The following is a 15,175-nucleotide window of genomic DNA, read 5'->3' as shown; positions in this document are numbered from 1 at the left end:
TCCTATATAAGGGCCAGCCGCCACTTCTATGGGAGAAGAAAGATGAACATCGGACAAGCCGCCAAGGCATCGGGCGTTTCCGCCAAGATGATCCGCTACTACGAGCAGACCGGGCTCATCCCGCCGGCCGACCGCAAGGAATCGGGCTATCGCGACTACTCGGATACGGACGTGCACATGCTGCGATTCATACGCCGAGCGCGCGATCTCGGCTTTTCCATAGCCGAGATCGGTGATCTCGTCGGGTTGTGGCGGGACGAGACGCGCCAGAGTGCCGAGGTCAAGCGCCTTGCACAGGGGCACATCAGCGCCCTTGATAAGAAGATCAAGGATCTCCAGGACATGGCACATACGCTGACCATGCTCGTCAACGCCTGCAAGGGCGATCATCGTCCACATTGCCCGATATTGGAACGCCTCGAGACCGATCAGGCGGATGAGGACTTTTCGATCGTTCCACGCGCGGGCGCAGTGGCACGCACCGTCCAGTAGGCCTGCCGGTCTTCAAGAATGTCGAGGCCGGACGTTGCGCCGGCCATCGCAAGGAACCCCGTCAAGCATGCGGTCCTCTATCGGATGGCCACGCCCGAACTTGTCTGCGGGTTCGGCACCAAGGCGCTCGAACTTCTCCGCCGCGAAGGATACGAGGTGGAAGAACATATCCTCAAGACCCACAATGCGGTCGATGCGTTCAAGGCTGAGCACCGCGTTGAGACGACGCCGCAGACCTTCATCGGCGTCAAGCGGATTGGCGGCCACGACGATCTCGTCGCTTTCTTCCGTGAGGCGAGGGCCGCTCGGGGCGACTGAACGGCGGTGCGTGACGCGCCTCCGCTGCTGACATTCTTGAAATTTGCAGATGCCTGACTATGCGATGGAGCAGAAGAATTGCTCCCATAGGGAACAAATCTGCTCGACGCGCATATGTACCCTGACAGGGTATGGGTATCTTATGTGCCAGAGAGACAAGAGAGCGATCACCTCGTCCCTGAACAGGGCCGCGGGCCAGGTTCGAGGCATCGGCCAGATGGTGGAAGACGATCGCTATTGCATCGATATCCTGCATCAGCTGCATGCCGTGAAGGCGGCACTCTCCAAGGTCGAGGACCGCGTATTGCGGTCTCATGCGGCATGTTGCGTGGAGGAAGCGATGGCATCCGGCGATCCGATTCTCCAGCGCCGTAAGTTTGACGAACTGGTCGAGGTCTTCGCGAAGGCGAAGCTTTGAGAACGAAGGGATTTGAAAATGGCAACGCATGAAGCCAAGCGCGCCGAATTGCACCGCATGGTGATGGCCGACCACACCTGCCCCTGGGGGCTGAAGGCGCTCGATCTTCTCAAGCGCGAGGGCTACGAAGTCGATGACCGGCACCTGACGACGCGCGAGGAAACCGACGCCTTCAAGGCAAAGCACAATGTGCAGTCGACGCCGCAGACCTTCATCGGCGGCAAGCGGATCGGCGGCTATGACGATCTCGTCCGTTTCTTCGGCAAGGAGGTCAAGGACAAGGACGCCGTGACCTACAAGCCGGTCATCGCGCTTTTCGCCATGGCGGCGCTGATGGCGTTGGCGGCGAGCTGGGCTGCGTATGGCAGTCTCGCGACCGTGCAGGCGGCGGAGTGGTTCGTCGCCATCGCGATGTGTCTGCTCGCGCTCCAGAAGCTGAAGGACGTCGACGGCTTCGCCACCATGTTCCTCAACTACGACCTGCTGGCGCAGCGCTGGATTCCCTACGGCAAGATTTATCCGTTCGCCGAGGCGCTTGCGGGCGTGCTGATGATGGCCGGTGCACTGATGTGGGTTTCCGTGCCGGTCGCCCTGTTCATCGGCGGCATCGGTGCGATCTCGGTGTTCAAAGCCGTCTACATCGACAAGCGCGAGCTGAAATGCGCCTGCGTCGGCGGTGACAGCAATGTGCCGCTCGGCTTCGTCTCGCTCACCGAGAACCTGATGATGATCGGCATGGCGCTCTGGATGATCTTCAAGCCGATGGGCATGGGGCACTGAACGACCGAAGGAGAGAGTGATGTCTCACGATCACGTGGCGCATGGTAGTCCCCGAAAGACGCATCATGGCGCTCATAACACCGGCGGCGGTCATGGATCGCATGGCCGCCCCTATCTGATGTTCTGGATCAACATGACCCTTGGGCTGGTGGTCATGTACGTCGTCATGTTCTCGATGATCGACGGCTGGAGCGATTTTCGCAACAACATGAACATGTTCTACATGGCCCTGACTATGTGGGCGCCGATGGGCATCTTCATGCTGGCGACGATGCCGGGCATGTTCCCAAACAGGGAGATGAACCTGGCGCTCTACGTTCTCTTCGCCGCGCTGACCGTGGGCTCTTTCTGGGCGACGCGGAGCCAGGCGCTGATCGATGACCGGCAGTTCATCGATTCCATGATCCCGCATCATTCCGGAGCCATTCTGATGTGCCGTGAGGCATCGCTGTCGGACCCTCAACTTGTCAGCCTGTGCGCACAGATCACGGATGCCCAGCGCGAAGAGATCCAGCAGATGGAGGCGATCAGAAGCCGTTTGCGTTAGGGAGTCACTTCCGCGACAGCCATCGCCAGGATGATGTATCTGCAGGTCTTGGCCACAGCGACTAGAAAAAGAAAGCTCCAAAAGGGCTCTCTCAACGCCCCCGCGGCAACCGTCAGGGCATCGCCGACGAGTGGAGCCCAAGAGAGCAGAAGGCTCCATCGGCCCCAATTGCTGTACCAGCGTGAGGCACGATCGAGTGCGGCCTGCGAGACGGGAAACCAGCGCCTTTCGCGATAGCGATCGACACCACGGCCGATGATCCAGTTCACCACGGCTCCAAGCGTGTTGCCCAACCCGGCTACGACGACGAGAAGGACTGCCGGGTAGCCGAGCGCCTGCAAGGCGATGAAAGCCGCCTCTGACTGTGCAGGCAGGATCGTCGCTGCGAGGAAGGCAACGGAGAACAACCCCGCGAGCGCCAAAACTTGCTCCAACTACTTCATCCCTTCACCGGCCAGGCGGGATGAAGATCGTCGATGGCGAAGGGGTGGGAATGACTTCGGCCATGAGCCTCCCGCAAATGCGGGTGGTCTTGCGGCAGCTCCTTATGCTCATGGGTGAGGATTTCCGGATCCCTCGCGGGCCAGGTAGTGAACGCCACGCCGATGGCCGTCGCCGCTAGCGCAGCCAGAATGAGAGCCGTGCCGGGCAGGCCGAACGCAGCCCCGGCCCATCCGGCAAGCGGATAGGCGATCAGCCAGCATGCATGGGACAGCGCGAATTGCGCGGCAAACAGGGCCGGGCGGTCCTCCGGCGACGAGGAACGTCGCAGGAGACGGCCTGACGGCGTCTGTGCGGTCGAATAGCCGAGACCGAGGACGAACCAGAGCGGCAGAAGCCAGCCGTAGGACGTCAACAATGCCGCCGCCGCCGTGCCGGCTGCGAGCAGAATAGCGCCTGAGAGCATCACCGGGCGGTCCGGCACGGTGTCGAGCAGTCGTGGCAGGATCAGTGCCGACAGCATCGAGCCGCCGCCGAAGGCTGCCAGTGCGAGCGCCATCGCCGTCTGGTCGAGACCGAACGCGGACTGCACATAGACGACAGTGTTGACGATCACGAGCGCTCCCGCCGATGCCACAGCAAGATTGATCGCGAGCAGGCCGCGTAGCCGCGGCGTCGCGAGATAGATCCGCATTCCGCGTGTCGTGCGGTCATAGATGCCGCGTGGTTTGGTCGGGCGCGGGCTGGGCAGCACCACCGTCAGGACAAGAGCAGCGGAGGCCATGAAGCCCACAACCGTTCCGGAAAAGAGGCTGTGGAAGGAAATCACCGTCAGCAACGCGGCTGCTAGCATCGGACTGACCACGCTTTCCAGATCGTAGGCTAGCCGGGATAGCGACAGCGCCCGCGTATATTGCTTTTCGTCGGGAAGTATATCGGGGATCGTCGCCTGAAAGGTCGGCGTGAAAGCGGCTGAGGCGGCCTGAAGCACGAAGATCAGCACATAGACCTGCCAGATTTCGGTGACGAACGGCAGGAACATGGCCACGCATGCGCGCACCAGGTCGAGAAAGACGAGCATGGCGCGCCGGGGAAGGCGCTCGGTAAAGGCGGATGCGATCGGGGCAACGCCGACATAGGCGATCATCTTGATGGCGAGGGCGGTTCCCAGCACGGCGCCGGCATCGGGGCCAGCGAGCTCGAACGCCAGAAGTCCCAGCGCTATGGTGGCAAGCCCCGTTCCCACAAGTGCAATCACCTGGGCAAGGAAAAGATGCCTGTAGGTGCGATTCGACAGTACCTGCAGCATCGTTACCGCCTCAAAGATATTTCGTGATTTCCTTGAACTCGTCGATTGACCGGCGTTGCTCTTTCGCAATCGGCCCGACGACGTCCTCGAGGCAGTGGTCGAGGTGATCCTGGATGAGCGTTTTCTTGGCCTGGGAAATGGCCTTCTCGACAGCATGCAGTTGCTGGGCGATGTCGAGGCACGATCGCCCGGCCTCGATCATCTCGACGACGCTTCGCAGGTGGCCGTCGGCGCGCCTGAGACGCTTGACCACGGCGTCGTGAGAGGTGTGTACGAAAGACGAGTCTGACATTGAAATATCCTATCCCCCTGGAGTGGATATTTCAAGAGATGTCCGGCCATTAATTCAAGGCCGAGAGGAACTGCGGCCAGTTTTGCGCCGCCGGATGGGGATTTTCCCGCATCCGACGGCATGAACCGCATTATCGTCCGCCTTTGCTCCCTCAGCGATAGACAATACCGCCATCGGTGAGGATGGATTGCCCGGTGATGTAGTCGGAATCGTCGCTTGCCAGGAAAGCGACGAGGGCGGCAACATCTTCCGGCGTCTGAGCGCGGCCGAGCGCGATGCCTTCGACATATTTCTTGAATGTCTCGCCCTTCGGAGAACCGGTAATCTCGGCGAAACGCTCGTCTATCTCTACCCACATGTCTGTACCGACGATGCCGGGGCAGTACGCGTTCACAGTGATCCCCTTGCTGGCATATTCCTTGGCCGCCGCCTGGGTCAGCGCACGCACAGCGAACTTGGTGGCCGAATAGACGCCGAGCATGGCAAAACCATCATGTCCGGCAATAGACGCAGCATTGATAATCTTGCCCTTCTGCCCGAGGTCTGCGAACTTCTTCGCTGAGGCCTGAATGCCCCAGACGACGCCGTCGACATTGATCCGGAAAATCCGGTCGAGGTCTGCTGGTTCCACGTCAGAGAGCGGCTTGACCTGCGCGACACCGGCATTGTTGACGATGACGTTAAAGCCGCCGAGTTCCTTCTCAGCATGATCGATGGCGGCATAGACCTCGTCGCGGCTGCTGACGTCGGCGACGAAGGTGGTGGCGTTCACGCCCAGAGCTTCGACTTCCTTGCGAACATTTTCAAGCTTGTCTGCCTTGATGTCCACCAGGGCTATATCCGCCCCGTCTGTTGCAAGTCTCAGGGCGATACCGCGCCCGATGCCCTGGCTGGCACCCGTCACCAAGATTGCCTTACCTTTTACAGACATGAAAGATCCTTTCTTATCGATCTACGGTTGAAAAATGTACTGTGATGTCGAGTTGCATCACCAGTATGAATGCCAGCGCCTGTTCAGGGGGAACCGACAGGGAATGTCGGGTCCGAACCGATCTGAAAGCCTTTTGCATTTCATGGCTCGCGTTTTTCATAACGTGATTGCCTATCAGTCTGAATGAAAAGATGGGCACAGTTCAATGTGTGTTCAAGTGTAATTTGTGCTTGATTGGTGATTTGCGCGTTATGTCGCGGACCTCCCTGAGGTGGTTGGCCTGTTGAAGAAGACTGTTTACTGAGAGCATCTCATCAAAGAGCATTAGCAATGTCGTTTCTTTGATATTGCTATTTCTCTTCAACCAGATGGCAAACAATGCTGCGCACCACTGACATGACATGCGGGTCGGAGAGTTCGTAGAGAACCTGTTTCGACCGGCGTATTCCCCTGACGAGCCTGGCGGCACGCAGCAGCCTGAGGTGATGACTGACGAGGGATTGCGAAAGTCCCAGATCGTTCGCGATCCGGGTGACGGCTCTCGGGCCGACGGCGCAGGCCAGGACGATGCGAAGCCTGCTCGGGTCGCCAAGCAGGCGGAACGTTTCTGACAGATGGTCGGTCTCTTCCGGGGAAAGCGTTTCTGCGGGCAACACAGGCAACCCCTTTTAAAGTTTGCGGGCGGAGGATTTCTCCTCCGCCCGTGCATCGTTCAGTGTGCGTGTCCGGCGTGGAGCGAGATCACGCTTTGCCTGCCGAGGCTGCAATCGCCGTTCTCCTCCCAATCGATGCCGACCGTCGGATGTTCGATCTTGAACTTCTCCTTCAGTCCTTCCGCGACCTGGCGGACGGTGGCCAGGATGTCCGCGCCGTCACGGGGCTTCACCTGAAGCGTAGCGAGGGTGCGGCCCGAAGTGATCGACCAGACGTGGACGTGGCTGACCTTTTCCACGCCGGGGACGGTGCTTTCCACCCAGCCAGCGATGTCGTTGGCATCGGCATTGTCGGGTGCGCCTTCCAGCAGGATGTGCAGGGCGTTCTTCAGCAGGGCCCAGGCACTGCGCAGGATCAGCAGCGAGACGACGACGGACAGGATCGGGTCGATCGGGGTCCAGTTCGTGTACCAGATGATGATGGCCGCAGCGATGGCGCCGACCGAGCCGAGCAGGTCGCCCATGACGTGGAGAACCGCGCCCTTGACATTGACGTGATCGGTCTCGCCCCGCGTCAGGTACCACAGCACGAAAAGGTTCACGAGCAGACCGGCGACAGCCACGAGGAACATTGGTCCGGCGAGGACTTCGCCGGGCTGCTGGAAGCGCTCATAGGCTTCGTACATGATCCAGCCGACGATTCCGAACAGGGTGAGCGCGTTGACGAGGCCGGCGATCACTTCAAAGCGCATGTATCCGAACGTACGTTTGCCGTCCGCCGCCTTGCGTCCGAGGCGGAAGGCCACATAGGCAAGGCCAAGGGCGATCGCGTCGGTCAGCATGTGACCGGCGTCGGCGAGCAGCGCAAGCGAACCGGATACGATGCCGCCGATCGCTTCGACGACCATGAAAGTCAAGATCATGAAGAACGAGATCAGAATCCTGCGCTCATTCTGGTTCGTTACCGCGGGGGCATGGCTGTGACCGGCGTGGTCATCATGATTGTGTCCGGCGTGATTGTCGTGTGAGGTGGGGGAGGGGTTTGACATGGGTTCTTCCGTCGCGTTTGAATTCGACAGTTGAATAGTTGTTCATATATTGATTTGTCAAGTAGTGTCGTGCATTTTTTGTCGCTCGACGCCATCCGGCTGCGCCTGCTGTTTGCCTCTTGACCTTACAACAGTTGGAAGCCGCAATATGACTTTCCAAGAAGGTAAAGGAGGAGGGCGTGTGTGATCGGAAAGAAGAGCATTCCTCCATCATGCGGGTTCAGCGCAGATGTGAGGGTGCTGATGCCGCTGGTTCTTTCCAGCCAGGAGAACACTCAGCCGGACGTCCGGTCGCAGGAGAAGGCGCTCGGAAAAACGCATCGGGCGAGACGCGGAATCCGTTCAGGAAGCTGATTCGCTGGCTCGTCGGCCCGAGACGACGCGACCATGATTCTGACGTCAGGCATGATCAGTAGTCGTGTGGAAGACAAGAACCGTCGCGAGTCGGCTTTACGCGAGAGTTTCGTAAGTGCCGAAGCGCGTCCCCCATCAGATATTTCACTATGAATCTGTGTGATTTACGGAGTTCGTGAAGGGAACGCCAATGACCGATGAGCAACACAGGCACAACCATGACGGCGCGGGACACGAGAGTCATTCCGGCCATGCGCATTCGTTCGCAAAAACGGTGAAAGATCCGGTTTGCGGCATGGATGTCGATCCCGAGAAGACCGAGCATCATTCGACCTATCATGGATCGATGTTTCATTTCTGCTCTGTCAGCTGCAAGGGCAAGTTCGAGGCCGATCCCGCCGCCTATGCACACCCGGAGAAGAAGCAGATCAGAGCCGATGCGCCGGTTGCCGAGGGGACGATCTACACTTGTCCTATGCATCCGCAAATCCGCCAGCAGGGTCCAGGAAACTGCCCGATCTGCGGAATGGCGCTGGAGCCTGAGATGCCGTCTCTGGAGACCGGCCCGAGTGAGGAATATCTCGACATGCGCCGCCGATTCTGGGTCGGCTTGCTTCTGACGATACCTGTCTTCACGCTGGAGATGGGCGGGCATCTCTTCCCGTCGCTCCACATGCTCGTCGCGCCGCAGACTTCGAACTGGCTGCAGTTGCTCTTCGCTACGCCTGTCGTGCTCTGGGCCGGCTGGCCGTTTTTCCAGCGTGGCTGGCAATCGGTAGTCACGCGGCACCTCAACATGTTCACGCTCATCGCGATGGGCACCGGTGTGGCCTGGGTTTACAGCGTTTTGGCAACGGTGGCGCCGGGCCTCTTCCCCGCAACGTTCCAGACGATGGGTGGCGCGGTCGCCGTCTATTTCGAGGCGGCTGCCGTCATCACGGCCCTAGTTCTCCTGGGTCAGGTTCTCGAATTGCGCGCCCGCGAGCAGACCGGCGGCGCGATCCGCGCGCTTCTTGACCTTGCTCCGAAGATCGCGCGCCGGGTCAATGCCGATGGCAGCGACGAGGACATCGAGCTGGATGCCGTCGTCGTAGGTGACCGTCTGCGGGTGCGCCCGGGCGAGAAAGTGCCGGTCGACGGCACGCTGGTCGAGGGACGCAGTTCGATCGACGAATCTATGATCACCGGCGAATCCATGCCTGTTACCAAATTGGAAGGATCAAAGGTGATAGCCGGCACAATGAACCAGACCGGCGGCTTTGTGATGGAAGCCGGCAAGGTCGGGCGCGATACGATGCTGTCCCGTATCGTGCAGATGGTGGCGGATGCGCAAAGGTCACGCGCGCCGATCCAGCGGCTTGCCGACGACGTGTCGGGCTGGTTCGTTCCGGCGGTCATCCTGGTCGCCATCGTCGCCTTCTTCGCCTGGTTCATGGTCGGGCCGGAGCCGCAATTTGCCCATGCGTTGGTGGCTGCCGTCGCTGTTCTCATCATTGCCTGCCCCTGTGCGCTCGGATTGGCGACACCGATGTCGATTATGGTCGGCGTCGGCCGTGGCGCGGGGCTCGGCGTCCTCATCAAGAACGCCGAGGCGCTGGAGCGCTTCGAGAAGGTCGATACGCTGGTCGTCGACAAGACCGGCACGCTGACAGAAGGCCGCCCAAAGGTTACAGCGATCATAACGGCTGATGGTATCACCGAAACCGACCTGCTGCGTCAGGCGGCGACACTGGAGCGGTCGAGCGAACATCCCCTGGCGCTTGCAGTGGTCAACGCGGCAGGCGAGCGAGGCATGGCACTGGGTGACGCGCAGGATTTCGACAGCCCCGTCGGCAAAGGTGTCACCGGCACGGTTGAAGGGCACAGGCTGATCCTCGGCAGCCACCGGATCATGGGCGAAGAGGGGATCGACATCTCCCCGATGAACGCCAAAGCCGAAGAACTGCGCGACGAGGGAGCGACAGTCATCTTCATGGCGCGGGACGGTGTGCTGGCAGGACTGTTCGCTATCGCCGATCCGATCAAGGAAACGACTCCCCAGGCTGTCCGCGAACTCACGGCGCAGGGCATCCGCGTGGTCATGCTGACCGGCGACAACAAGACCACCGCGCAGGCGGTCGCCCGTCAGCTTGGCATCTCGGAGGTCGAGGCGGAAGTCCTGCCGGAGGACAAAAGCGCGATCGTCGAACGTCTTCGCAAGGAAGGCCGAATCGTCGGAATGGCAGGTGACGGTGTCAACGATGCGCCGGCGCTCGCCGCCGCCGATGTCGGCATCGCGATGGGAACCGGCACGGACGTTGCGATCGAGAGCGCGGGCGTGACCCTTCTAAAAGGCGACCTGCAGGGCATCGTGCGCGCTCAGCAGCTCAGCCGGGCCACGATGCGCAACATCCGGCAGAACCTGTTCTTCGCCTTCATCTATAATGCGGCGGGTGTGCCGGTCGCGGCGGGTATTCTCTACCCGACGTTTGGCATCCTGCTTTCGCCGGTCATAGCCGCCGCCGCTATGGCACTGTCGTCGGTCAGCGTTATAGCGAACTCGCTCCGGCTGCGCAGCGCAAAAATATGATAGTTACGGCCACTGACCCTTACGGGTCAGTGGCCGCGTACGACCATCAGCAAATGCTTCAGCACATCAGGCCAGGTCAATGTCGGGGACCTTGTTGCGCAACTCCTCGACAAGCACGCGAGTATTTTCGGAATAGTCAATCGGGCAATCCACCAGATGGACCCCGCCGGCATCAAATGCCCTGTCGAGCGTGACGGTGAGCGCGTCGGTGGAGTTTATGCGCCACCCAGTGGCTCCGTAGGCTTCGGCATAGCGAATGAAATCGGGATTGCCGAAGGTCATCCCAAAGTCGGGAAATTCGTCGACTGCCTGTTTCCAGCGGATCATGCCGTATGCACCGTCGTTGAGAACAAGTATGACGAGGTTCAGCCCCAGTCTCACCGCGGTCTCCATCTCCTGACTGTTCATCATGAAACCACCGTCGCCGCAAATCGCCAGCACGCGCCTGCCGGGATGCAGCATCGCCACCATCATCGCGGAAGGCAGGCCGGCGCCCATTGTCGCCAGCGCGTTGTCGAGCAGTAGCGTGTTGGCGACATGGGTGCGGTAGTTCCGCGCGAACCAGATCTTGTACATGCCATTGTCGAGACACACGATGCCATCCTCCGGCATCACCGCGCGCACGTCGTGGACTAGACGCTGCGGCGTCACCGGGAACCTGTTTTCTTCCGCGCCGGCATTGATCCGTGCCAGAATGCGCTGTCGCAACTCCATCATCTTCAACTGGGCCGGAAGCTTTCCTGCGAGCCGTTCGGCAAGCGCGCTCACGGTTGCGCCGATGTCGCCGATGACCTCGGCCTCTGGGTGGTAGACCTGCTCGACGGTGGCCGCTTCGTACCCGATATGAATTACCTTCGGGCCGCCGGCGCTACGCATCAGAAAAGGCGGCTTTTCGACCGTGTCATGGCCCACGGCGACGATAAGATCAGCGAGCGCAACCGCCTCATGGACGTAGTCGCCTTCCGACAGTGCTGCGGTTCCCATATAGAGGTTGGATCCGCCTGTGACGGCACCCTTGCCCATCTGCGTGTTGAAAAAGGGAAGCCCTGCGGCCCGAACAAAGGCTGAAAGCGGCTCTATAAGGCGCGGGCGGTTCCCCGCCGCACCGATCATCACCAGCGGATTCCTGGCTGCGGCGATCATCTCCGCTGCGAAGTCCAGCGCCTCTGTGGGTGCGACAGGCCGGGGCAGGCGATGAAGGGGGATCGAGCCGATATCTTCGGTCATCTCTGCGGCAACATCTTCGGGCAGCTCGAGATGGACCGGGCCAGGTCGCTCCTCCATAGCGACTCGGAAGGCGTCGCGCACCATGGCCGGAATGCTGGACGGGCTGACGATCTGGCGCGTCATTTTGGTCAACGGACGCATCGAGGCAACTACGTCGACGATCTGGAAACGCGCTTGCTTAGCGGTTCTGACCGCCTTCTGGCCGGTGATCATGACCATTGGCATGGCACCGAGGTGGGCATAAGCGGCGCCGGTCGAGAAATTGAGGGCGCCAGGGCCGAGTGTGGCTATACATACGCCGGGACGGCCGGTAAGGCGCCCATGCGTTGCAGCCATAAACGCTGCCGCCTGCTCATGACGTGTCAGCACCAATTCGATTTTAGAACACCGCAACGACTCGACAATATCAAGGTTTTCCTCACCCGGAACGCCGAAAATGCGGTCGACGCCCTCGTTTTCGAGCGCCGCGACAAGAAGGTCAGAGCCTTTATGCATATGTCACCTTCATGTTAATCGACGTCTTATCGAGAAGAACCTCATCAAGAGAGGGCTGTCAGGATATTGTTGGGAGGGATTGCATCGCTCGTCGATGGCTTGACGATACGATTTAATTGTACCGAAAGTAATTGCAACCGGCGAATGCGGTTACGTACGTCCTTCAGGCTCACCGATAAAATTTCCATTGACTCCGACTCCGTGCAAATACCATCAGATAGTCGAAGAAAATCACGGATGATATCTATATCAAAACCAAGCATCCTAGCTTCACGAATGAAGATTAATCTCATCAAAGAGCTATTATCGTATCGCCTATGATTGAGTTTATTTCTCGGCTTACTGCGCAGCAACCCGATTTCTTCATAATATCGGATTGTCGGTACTTTTACCCCCGCGATCTCCGACATATCTCCAATACTTAGAGACATATAATGCTCTCCTATCAACATTATTCCACCATCGAGATATCGATGGCGGAATAAATCTCTCCAAACCATTCCATCACTGGTTGGTATCACCCATGTTCAGGAACCAGCTTCCGCTGCCTCATAGGTAGGAGCGCCATTACTTTCATCGGCACGAGCGGTCGCTCCCCCCTTGAAGCGCAACAGGCGAAGCGCATTGAGCGTGACGATCGCGGTGGCGCCGGTGTCGGCCAGCACCGCCACCCATAGGCCCGTGATGCCGAGCACGCTGGTGACCAGGAACAATGCCTTCAGCGCAAGCGCAAAAACAACGTTCTGGCGGATATTGGCCATTGTTGCGCGTGATAGCGCTATAAGGTGCGCAACGTCGGTCACTCGGCTTTTGAGCAAGGCAGCATCGGCGGTTTCGATGGCAACGTCCGTGCCGCCACCCATCGCGATACCGACATCTGCCGTTGCAAGGGCGGGGGCATCGTTAATGCCATCACCGACCATAGCCACCTTTGTCTTCTTTTTCATCTTGTTAACGAGATCGAGCTTGTCCTGAGGCAGTAGCTCGGCGTTCCATTCGATTCCCAAGCCGTTGGCGATCGCTTGGGCGGTGCGGCGGTTGTCGCCGGTTAGCATGACAGAGCGAACGCCCATCGCCTTGAGCTGAGAAACACCGTCACGGGCGTCGCGACGGGGCTCGTCGCGAAGTGCCACCAGGCCCAGGACGTCACGCGACTGCGTATCGAACAGGACAGCCACCGTCTTGCCGCCGTCTTCGAGGCCCTCGATGCGCCTGCGGTGCTCATCAGAAATATCCGCGACCTGCGCCGCATGATTTGGCGATCCGATCGCCAGTTTCCGGCCGTCAACCGTGGCATGGACCGCCTTGCCGGGTGTTGCGGAAGCCTCGCTCGCTTCGGGAATCGTTACGCCAGCGGTTTCGGCGCGGCTGATGATGGCCTTGGCGAGGGGGTGGTTGGAGCCAGTTTCGACGGCCGCCGCAAGCGCGACGACATCGTTCTCGCTGCGATTGCCGAAGCCGATGACATCTGTGACATGCGGCTTGCCTTCGGTCAGCGTGCCGGTCTTGTCGAAGGCGATTGCCCGAACCTTGCCGATTGTCTCCAGCGCGTTGCCACCCTTGATGAGAAGGCCCCGGCGTGTGCCGACAGCCAGTCCGGAGGCGATTGCCGCGGGCGTCGAGAGGACCAGCGCGCAGGGGCAGGCGATCAGGAGCAACGCCAGGCCGCGATAGACCCATGTGTCCCAGTCACCGCCCATCGCCAGCGGCGGGACGATGATGATGAGCGCCGCGATCAGCATAACTGCCGGCGTATAGTAAGTGCTGAACTTCTCTATGAAGCGGGCGGTCGGCGCCTTGGACGACTGGGCCTGTTCGACGAGTTGGATGATGCGGGCGATGGTGTTGTCCGCGGCGGTCTTCTCGACCCGAACCTTGAGAACGCCATCGACATTGATCGAACCCGCGAAAACGCTTTCGCCGGAAACCTTGGGGCGGGGAACGGATTCCCCGGTCACAGGCGATTCATCGAGGCTGGAGGTACCCTCTACGATCTCGCCATCAGCCGGAACGCGATCGCCGGGGCGTACGAGCACGAGGTCGTTCACGCGCAGAGCAGCGGCTTCGACGGTTTTCTGGGTGCCGCCGGCACCTAGCAGCACCGCCGTCTTGGGCACCAGAGAGGCAAGCGCCCGGATGCCGGCGCGCGCCCGGCCGGCAGCGACGCTTTCAAGCAGTTCGCCGACGGAGAACAGGAAAACAACCGCGGCAGCTTCCTCGGCCTCGCCGATAATCAGCGCGCCTATCGCGGCGACGGACATCAGGGTTTCGATCGAAAAGGGTGACCCGGACATGGCAAGCGCAAAGGCTTTGCGCGCGAATGGTATCACGCCGGCGACCACCGCGGCGGCAAAGATCCATCCGGCATAAAGCGGCACGAATTGTGCGACCGCATAGGCGGAGCCCATCAGCAGACCGAGACTGATGACGTGCCTGCCTTTGCGCGTCTGCCACCAGCGCTGCTCGCGGATGGTCGGCACGGGTACCGATGTGACCTGCGCCTCAGTGGTTTGAGAGGGCTGGCGCACATCGGAAACGCCGAATCCAAGGCTCTTGATCGCTTTTTCGATATCGCGAAGCTGGGTGCTCGATTCGGAGGCCAGATTGAGCTCGAGGGTTTCGGTCGTGAAGTTGACGCGCACGTCGGAAACGCCGGGCGTGCGGGCAAGAGCGGTCTCGATCTTGCCGACACAGCTGGCGCAATCCATCCCCTCGACACGCATGGCAACGTTGGGCGGCGCAGAAGGTGCCGCGCGGGGCACTGCGACGGGTGCCGCATGGTCGTGGCTGTCGCAACTTCCGTGATCATGGCCATGATCGTGGCCCGCGTGTGCATGGCTGTGGTCATGCCCGTGGTGGCCGCCGCAGGCGCCGCCGTGCCCGTGATCGTCATGGGCGCCGTGGTCATGCGAATGGGCGTGACCGCCGCCATGGTCACGATGCTGATCTTCATGGTGGTGATCGCCTGAACATCCTCCATGATGACGGTGCTGGCCATGAGCGGCTGCTCGCGGAAGCGGCTCGGAGGGGAGAGCGGCAGCAGGGAGCTCCGTCACGTCGAAACCGAGCGAGCGAATCTTCTTCGCGATGTCCCTGGCTGTCGTCTTGCTTGAGGAATCGCGCGCGAGCGTCAGTGTCTCGGTGGTGAAGCTGACGCTGACATCCGAAATGCCGCCCAGCCGACCAAGAGCGGTCTCGATCTTGCCGACGCAGCTGGCGCAATCCATACCGTCGACCCGAAATCCAAGCCGCTCGCCGGCGGCTGATCCGATTAGTGCTGTTGTCATTGAGTGGTCCTTT

At 60.3% G+C, this 15,175-nt stretch carries 15 protein-coding genes; 6 read left to right on the top strand and 9 right to left on the bottom strand.

Translation table 11 applies throughout. The features are described 5' to 3' along the window. The first annotated feature begins 42 nt into the window (after positions 1–42). The 5 genes from cueR (at position 43) to ABDF71_RS12830 (ending at position 2,555) form a co-directional block, all read left to right on the top strand. Positions 43–492, top strand: coding sequence for a Cu(I)-responsive transcriptional regulator (gene cueR / locus ABDF71_RS12850; RefSeq protein ID WP_158194170.1), 450 nt, complete (start codon positions 43–45; stop codon positions 490–492). An 18-nt stretch (positions 493–510) separates the two neighbouring features. After that, positions 511–810 (top strand): thioredoxin domain-containing protein, encoded by a 300-nt coding sequence (locus ABDF71_RS12845; protein ID WP_302701558.1) that lies wholly within the window; start codon positions 511–513, stop codon positions 808–810. 142 nt (positions 811–952) lie between these two features. Continuing rightward, positions 953–1,228, top strand: coding sequence for a metal-sensitive transcriptional regulator (locus tag ABDF71_RS12840; protein ID WP_158196189.1), 276 nt, complete (start codon positions 953–955; stop codon positions 1,226–1,228). An 18-nt stretch (positions 1,229–1,246) separates the two neighbouring features. Beyond that, entirely contained in the window at positions 1,247–2,008 is a 762-nt protein-coding gene (locus tag ABDF71_RS12835) for a glutaredoxin family protein (protein ID WP_158194169.1), read from the top strand. A 19-nt stretch (positions 2,009–2,027) separates the two neighbouring features. Beyond that, complete coding sequence (locus tag ABDF71_RS12830; protein ID WP_199270310.1) at positions 2,028–2,555, top strand: DUF305 domain-containing protein; 528 nt, start codon at positions 2,028–2,030, stop codon at positions 2,553–2,555. On the opposite strand, the gene ABDF71_RS12825 is transcribed toward ABDF71_RS12830, so the two are convergent. The 6 genes from ABDF71_RS12825 to ABDF71_RS12800 form a co-directional block, all read right to left on the bottom strand. Continuing rightward, a complete protein-coding gene (locus tag ABDF71_RS12825) occupies positions 2,552–2,989 on the bottom strand; it encodes a YqaA family protein (RefSeq protein WP_158194168.1) in 438 nt (145 codons plus the stop codon). The two genes, ABDF71_RS12830 and ABDF71_RS12825, sit on opposite strands and share 4 nt — an antisense overlap. 5 nt (positions 2,990–2,994) lie before the next feature. Further along, entirely contained in the window at positions 2,995–4,305 is a 1,311-nt protein-coding gene (locus tag ABDF71_RS12820) for an MFS transporter (protein ID WP_158194167.1), read from the bottom strand. A gap of 10 nt (positions 4,306–4,315) precedes the next feature. Continuing rightward, on the bottom strand, positions 4,316–4,597 hold the full coding sequence (locus ABDF71_RS12815) for a metal-sensing transcriptional repressor (protein ID WP_158194166.1): 282 nt from the start codon (positions 4,595–4,597) through the stop codon (positions 4,316–4,318). Between the two features lie 151 nt (positions 4,598–4,748). Beyond that, positions 4,749–5,528 (bottom strand): acetoin reductase, encoded by a 780-nt coding sequence (locus ABDF71_RS12810; protein WP_158194165.1) that lies wholly within the window; start codon positions 5,526–5,528, stop codon positions 4,749–4,751. Positions 5,529–5,878: 350 nt separating this feature from the next. Continuing rightward, on the bottom strand, positions 5,879–6,184 hold the full coding sequence (locus ABDF71_RS12805; protein ID WP_199270309.1) for an ArsR/SmtB family transcription factor: 306 nt from the start codon (positions 6,182–6,184) through the stop codon (positions 5,879–5,881). A 56-nt stretch (positions 6,185–6,240) separates the two neighbouring features. Then, on the bottom strand, positions 6,241–7,230 hold the full coding sequence (locus ABDF71_RS12800; RefSeq protein ID WP_158194163.1) for a cation diffusion facilitator family transporter: 990 nt from the start codon (positions 7,228–7,230) through the stop codon (positions 6,241–6,243). Between the two features lie 544 nt (positions 7,231–7,774). Between ABDF71_RS12800 and ABDF71_RS12795 the strand changes: the two genes are divergently transcribed. Further along, complete coding sequence (locus tag ABDF71_RS12795; protein ID WP_158194162.1) at positions 7,775–10,153, top strand: heavy metal translocating P-type ATPase; 2,379 nt, start codon at positions 7,775–7,777, stop codon at positions 10,151–10,153. A gap of 66 nt (positions 10,154–10,219) precedes the next feature. Here ABDF71_RS12795 and ABDF71_RS12790 read toward each other — a convergent pair whose 3' ends face one another. The 3 genes from ABDF71_RS12790 to ABDF71_RS12780 all read right to left on the bottom strand — a co-directional run bounded on the left by ABDF71_RS12790 (position 10,220) and on the right by ABDF71_RS12780 (position 15,162). Further along, the gene (locus tag ABDF71_RS12790) at positions 10,220–11,875 is read right to left on the bottom strand and encodes an acetolactate synthase large subunit (RefSeq protein ID WP_158194161.1); all 1,656 of its coding nucleotides are present in this window, start codon (positions 11,873–11,875) and stop codon (positions 10,220–10,222) included. 44 nt (positions 11,876–11,919) lie between these two features. Then, the gene (locus tag ABDF71_RS12785) at positions 11,920–12,306 is read right to left on the bottom strand and encodes a MerR family transcriptional regulator (protein WP_158194160.1); all 387 of its coding nucleotides are present in this window, start codon (positions 12,304–12,306) and stop codon (positions 11,920–11,922) included. 96 nt (positions 12,307–12,402) lie between these two features. After that, positions 12,403–15,162, bottom strand: coding sequence for a heavy metal translocating P-type ATPase (locus ABDF71_RS12780; RefSeq protein WP_158194159.1), 2,760 nt, complete (start codon positions 15,160–15,162; stop codon positions 12,403–12,405). Positions 15,163–15,175 lie beyond the last annotated feature (13 nt).

Source organism: Ochrobactrum sp. WV_118_8 (assembly GCF_039631535.1).
GTDB lineage: Bacteria > Pseudomonadota > Alphaproteobacteria > Rhizobiales > Rhizobiaceae > Brucella > Brucella anthropi.
Note: the sequence above shows the minus strand (reverse complement) of the source record. Positions and strands in the feature narration are given on the sequence as shown.

Bases quoted from the DNA above. Each gene is read 5' to 3' on its own strand.
- cueR (WP_158194170.1), top strand. From the start codon at position 43: ATGAACATCGGACAAGCCGCCAAGGCATCGGGCGTTTCCGCCAAGATG.
- ABDF71_RS12820 (WP_158194167.1), bottom strand. From the start codon at position 4,305: ATGCTGCAGGTACTGTCGAATCGCACCTACAGGCATCTTTTCCTTGCC.
- ABDF71_RS12785 (WP_158194160.1), bottom strand. From the start codon at position 12,306: ATGTCTCTAAGTATTGGAGATATGTCGGAGATCGCGGGGGTAAAAGTA.
- ABDF71_RS12790 (WP_158194161.1), bottom strand. From the start codon at position 11,875: ATGCATAAAGGCTCTGACCTTCTTGTCGCGGCGCTCGAAAACGAGGGC.
- ABDF71_RS12800 (WP_158194163.1), bottom strand. From the start codon at position 7,230: ATGTCAAACCCCTCCCCCACCTCACACGACAATCACGCCGGACACAAT.
- ABDF71_RS12845 (WP_302701558.1), top strand. From the start codon at position 511: ATGTCGAGGCCGGACGTTGCGCCGGCCATCGCAAGGAACCCCGTCAAG.
- ABDF71_RS12830 (WP_199270310.1), top strand. From the start codon at position 2,028: ATGTCTCACGATCACGTGGCGCATGGTAGTCCCCGAAAGACGCATCAT.
- ABDF71_RS12810 (WP_158194165.1), bottom strand. From the start codon at position 5,528: ATGTCTGTAAAAGGTAAGGCAATCTTGGTGACGGGTGCCAGCCAGGGC.
- ABDF71_RS12795 (WP_158194162.1), top strand. From the start codon at position 7,775: ATGACCGATGAGCAACACAGGCACAACCATGACGGCGCGGGACACGAG.
- ABDF71_RS12840 (WP_158196189.1), top strand. From the start codon at position 953: ATGTGCCAGAGAGACAAGAGAGCGATCACCTCGTCCCTGAACAGGGCC.
- ABDF71_RS12780 (WP_158194159.1), bottom strand. From the start codon at position 15,162: ATGACAACAGCACTAATCGGATCAGCCGCCGGCGAGCGGCTTGGATTT.
- ABDF71_RS12815 (WP_158194166.1), bottom strand. From the start codon at position 4,597: ATGTCAGACTCGTCTTTCGTACACACCTCTCACGACGCCGTGGTCAAG.
- ABDF71_RS12835 (WP_158194169.1), top strand. From the start codon at position 1,247: ATGGCAACGCATGAAGCCAAGCGCGCCGAATTGCACCGCATGGTGATG.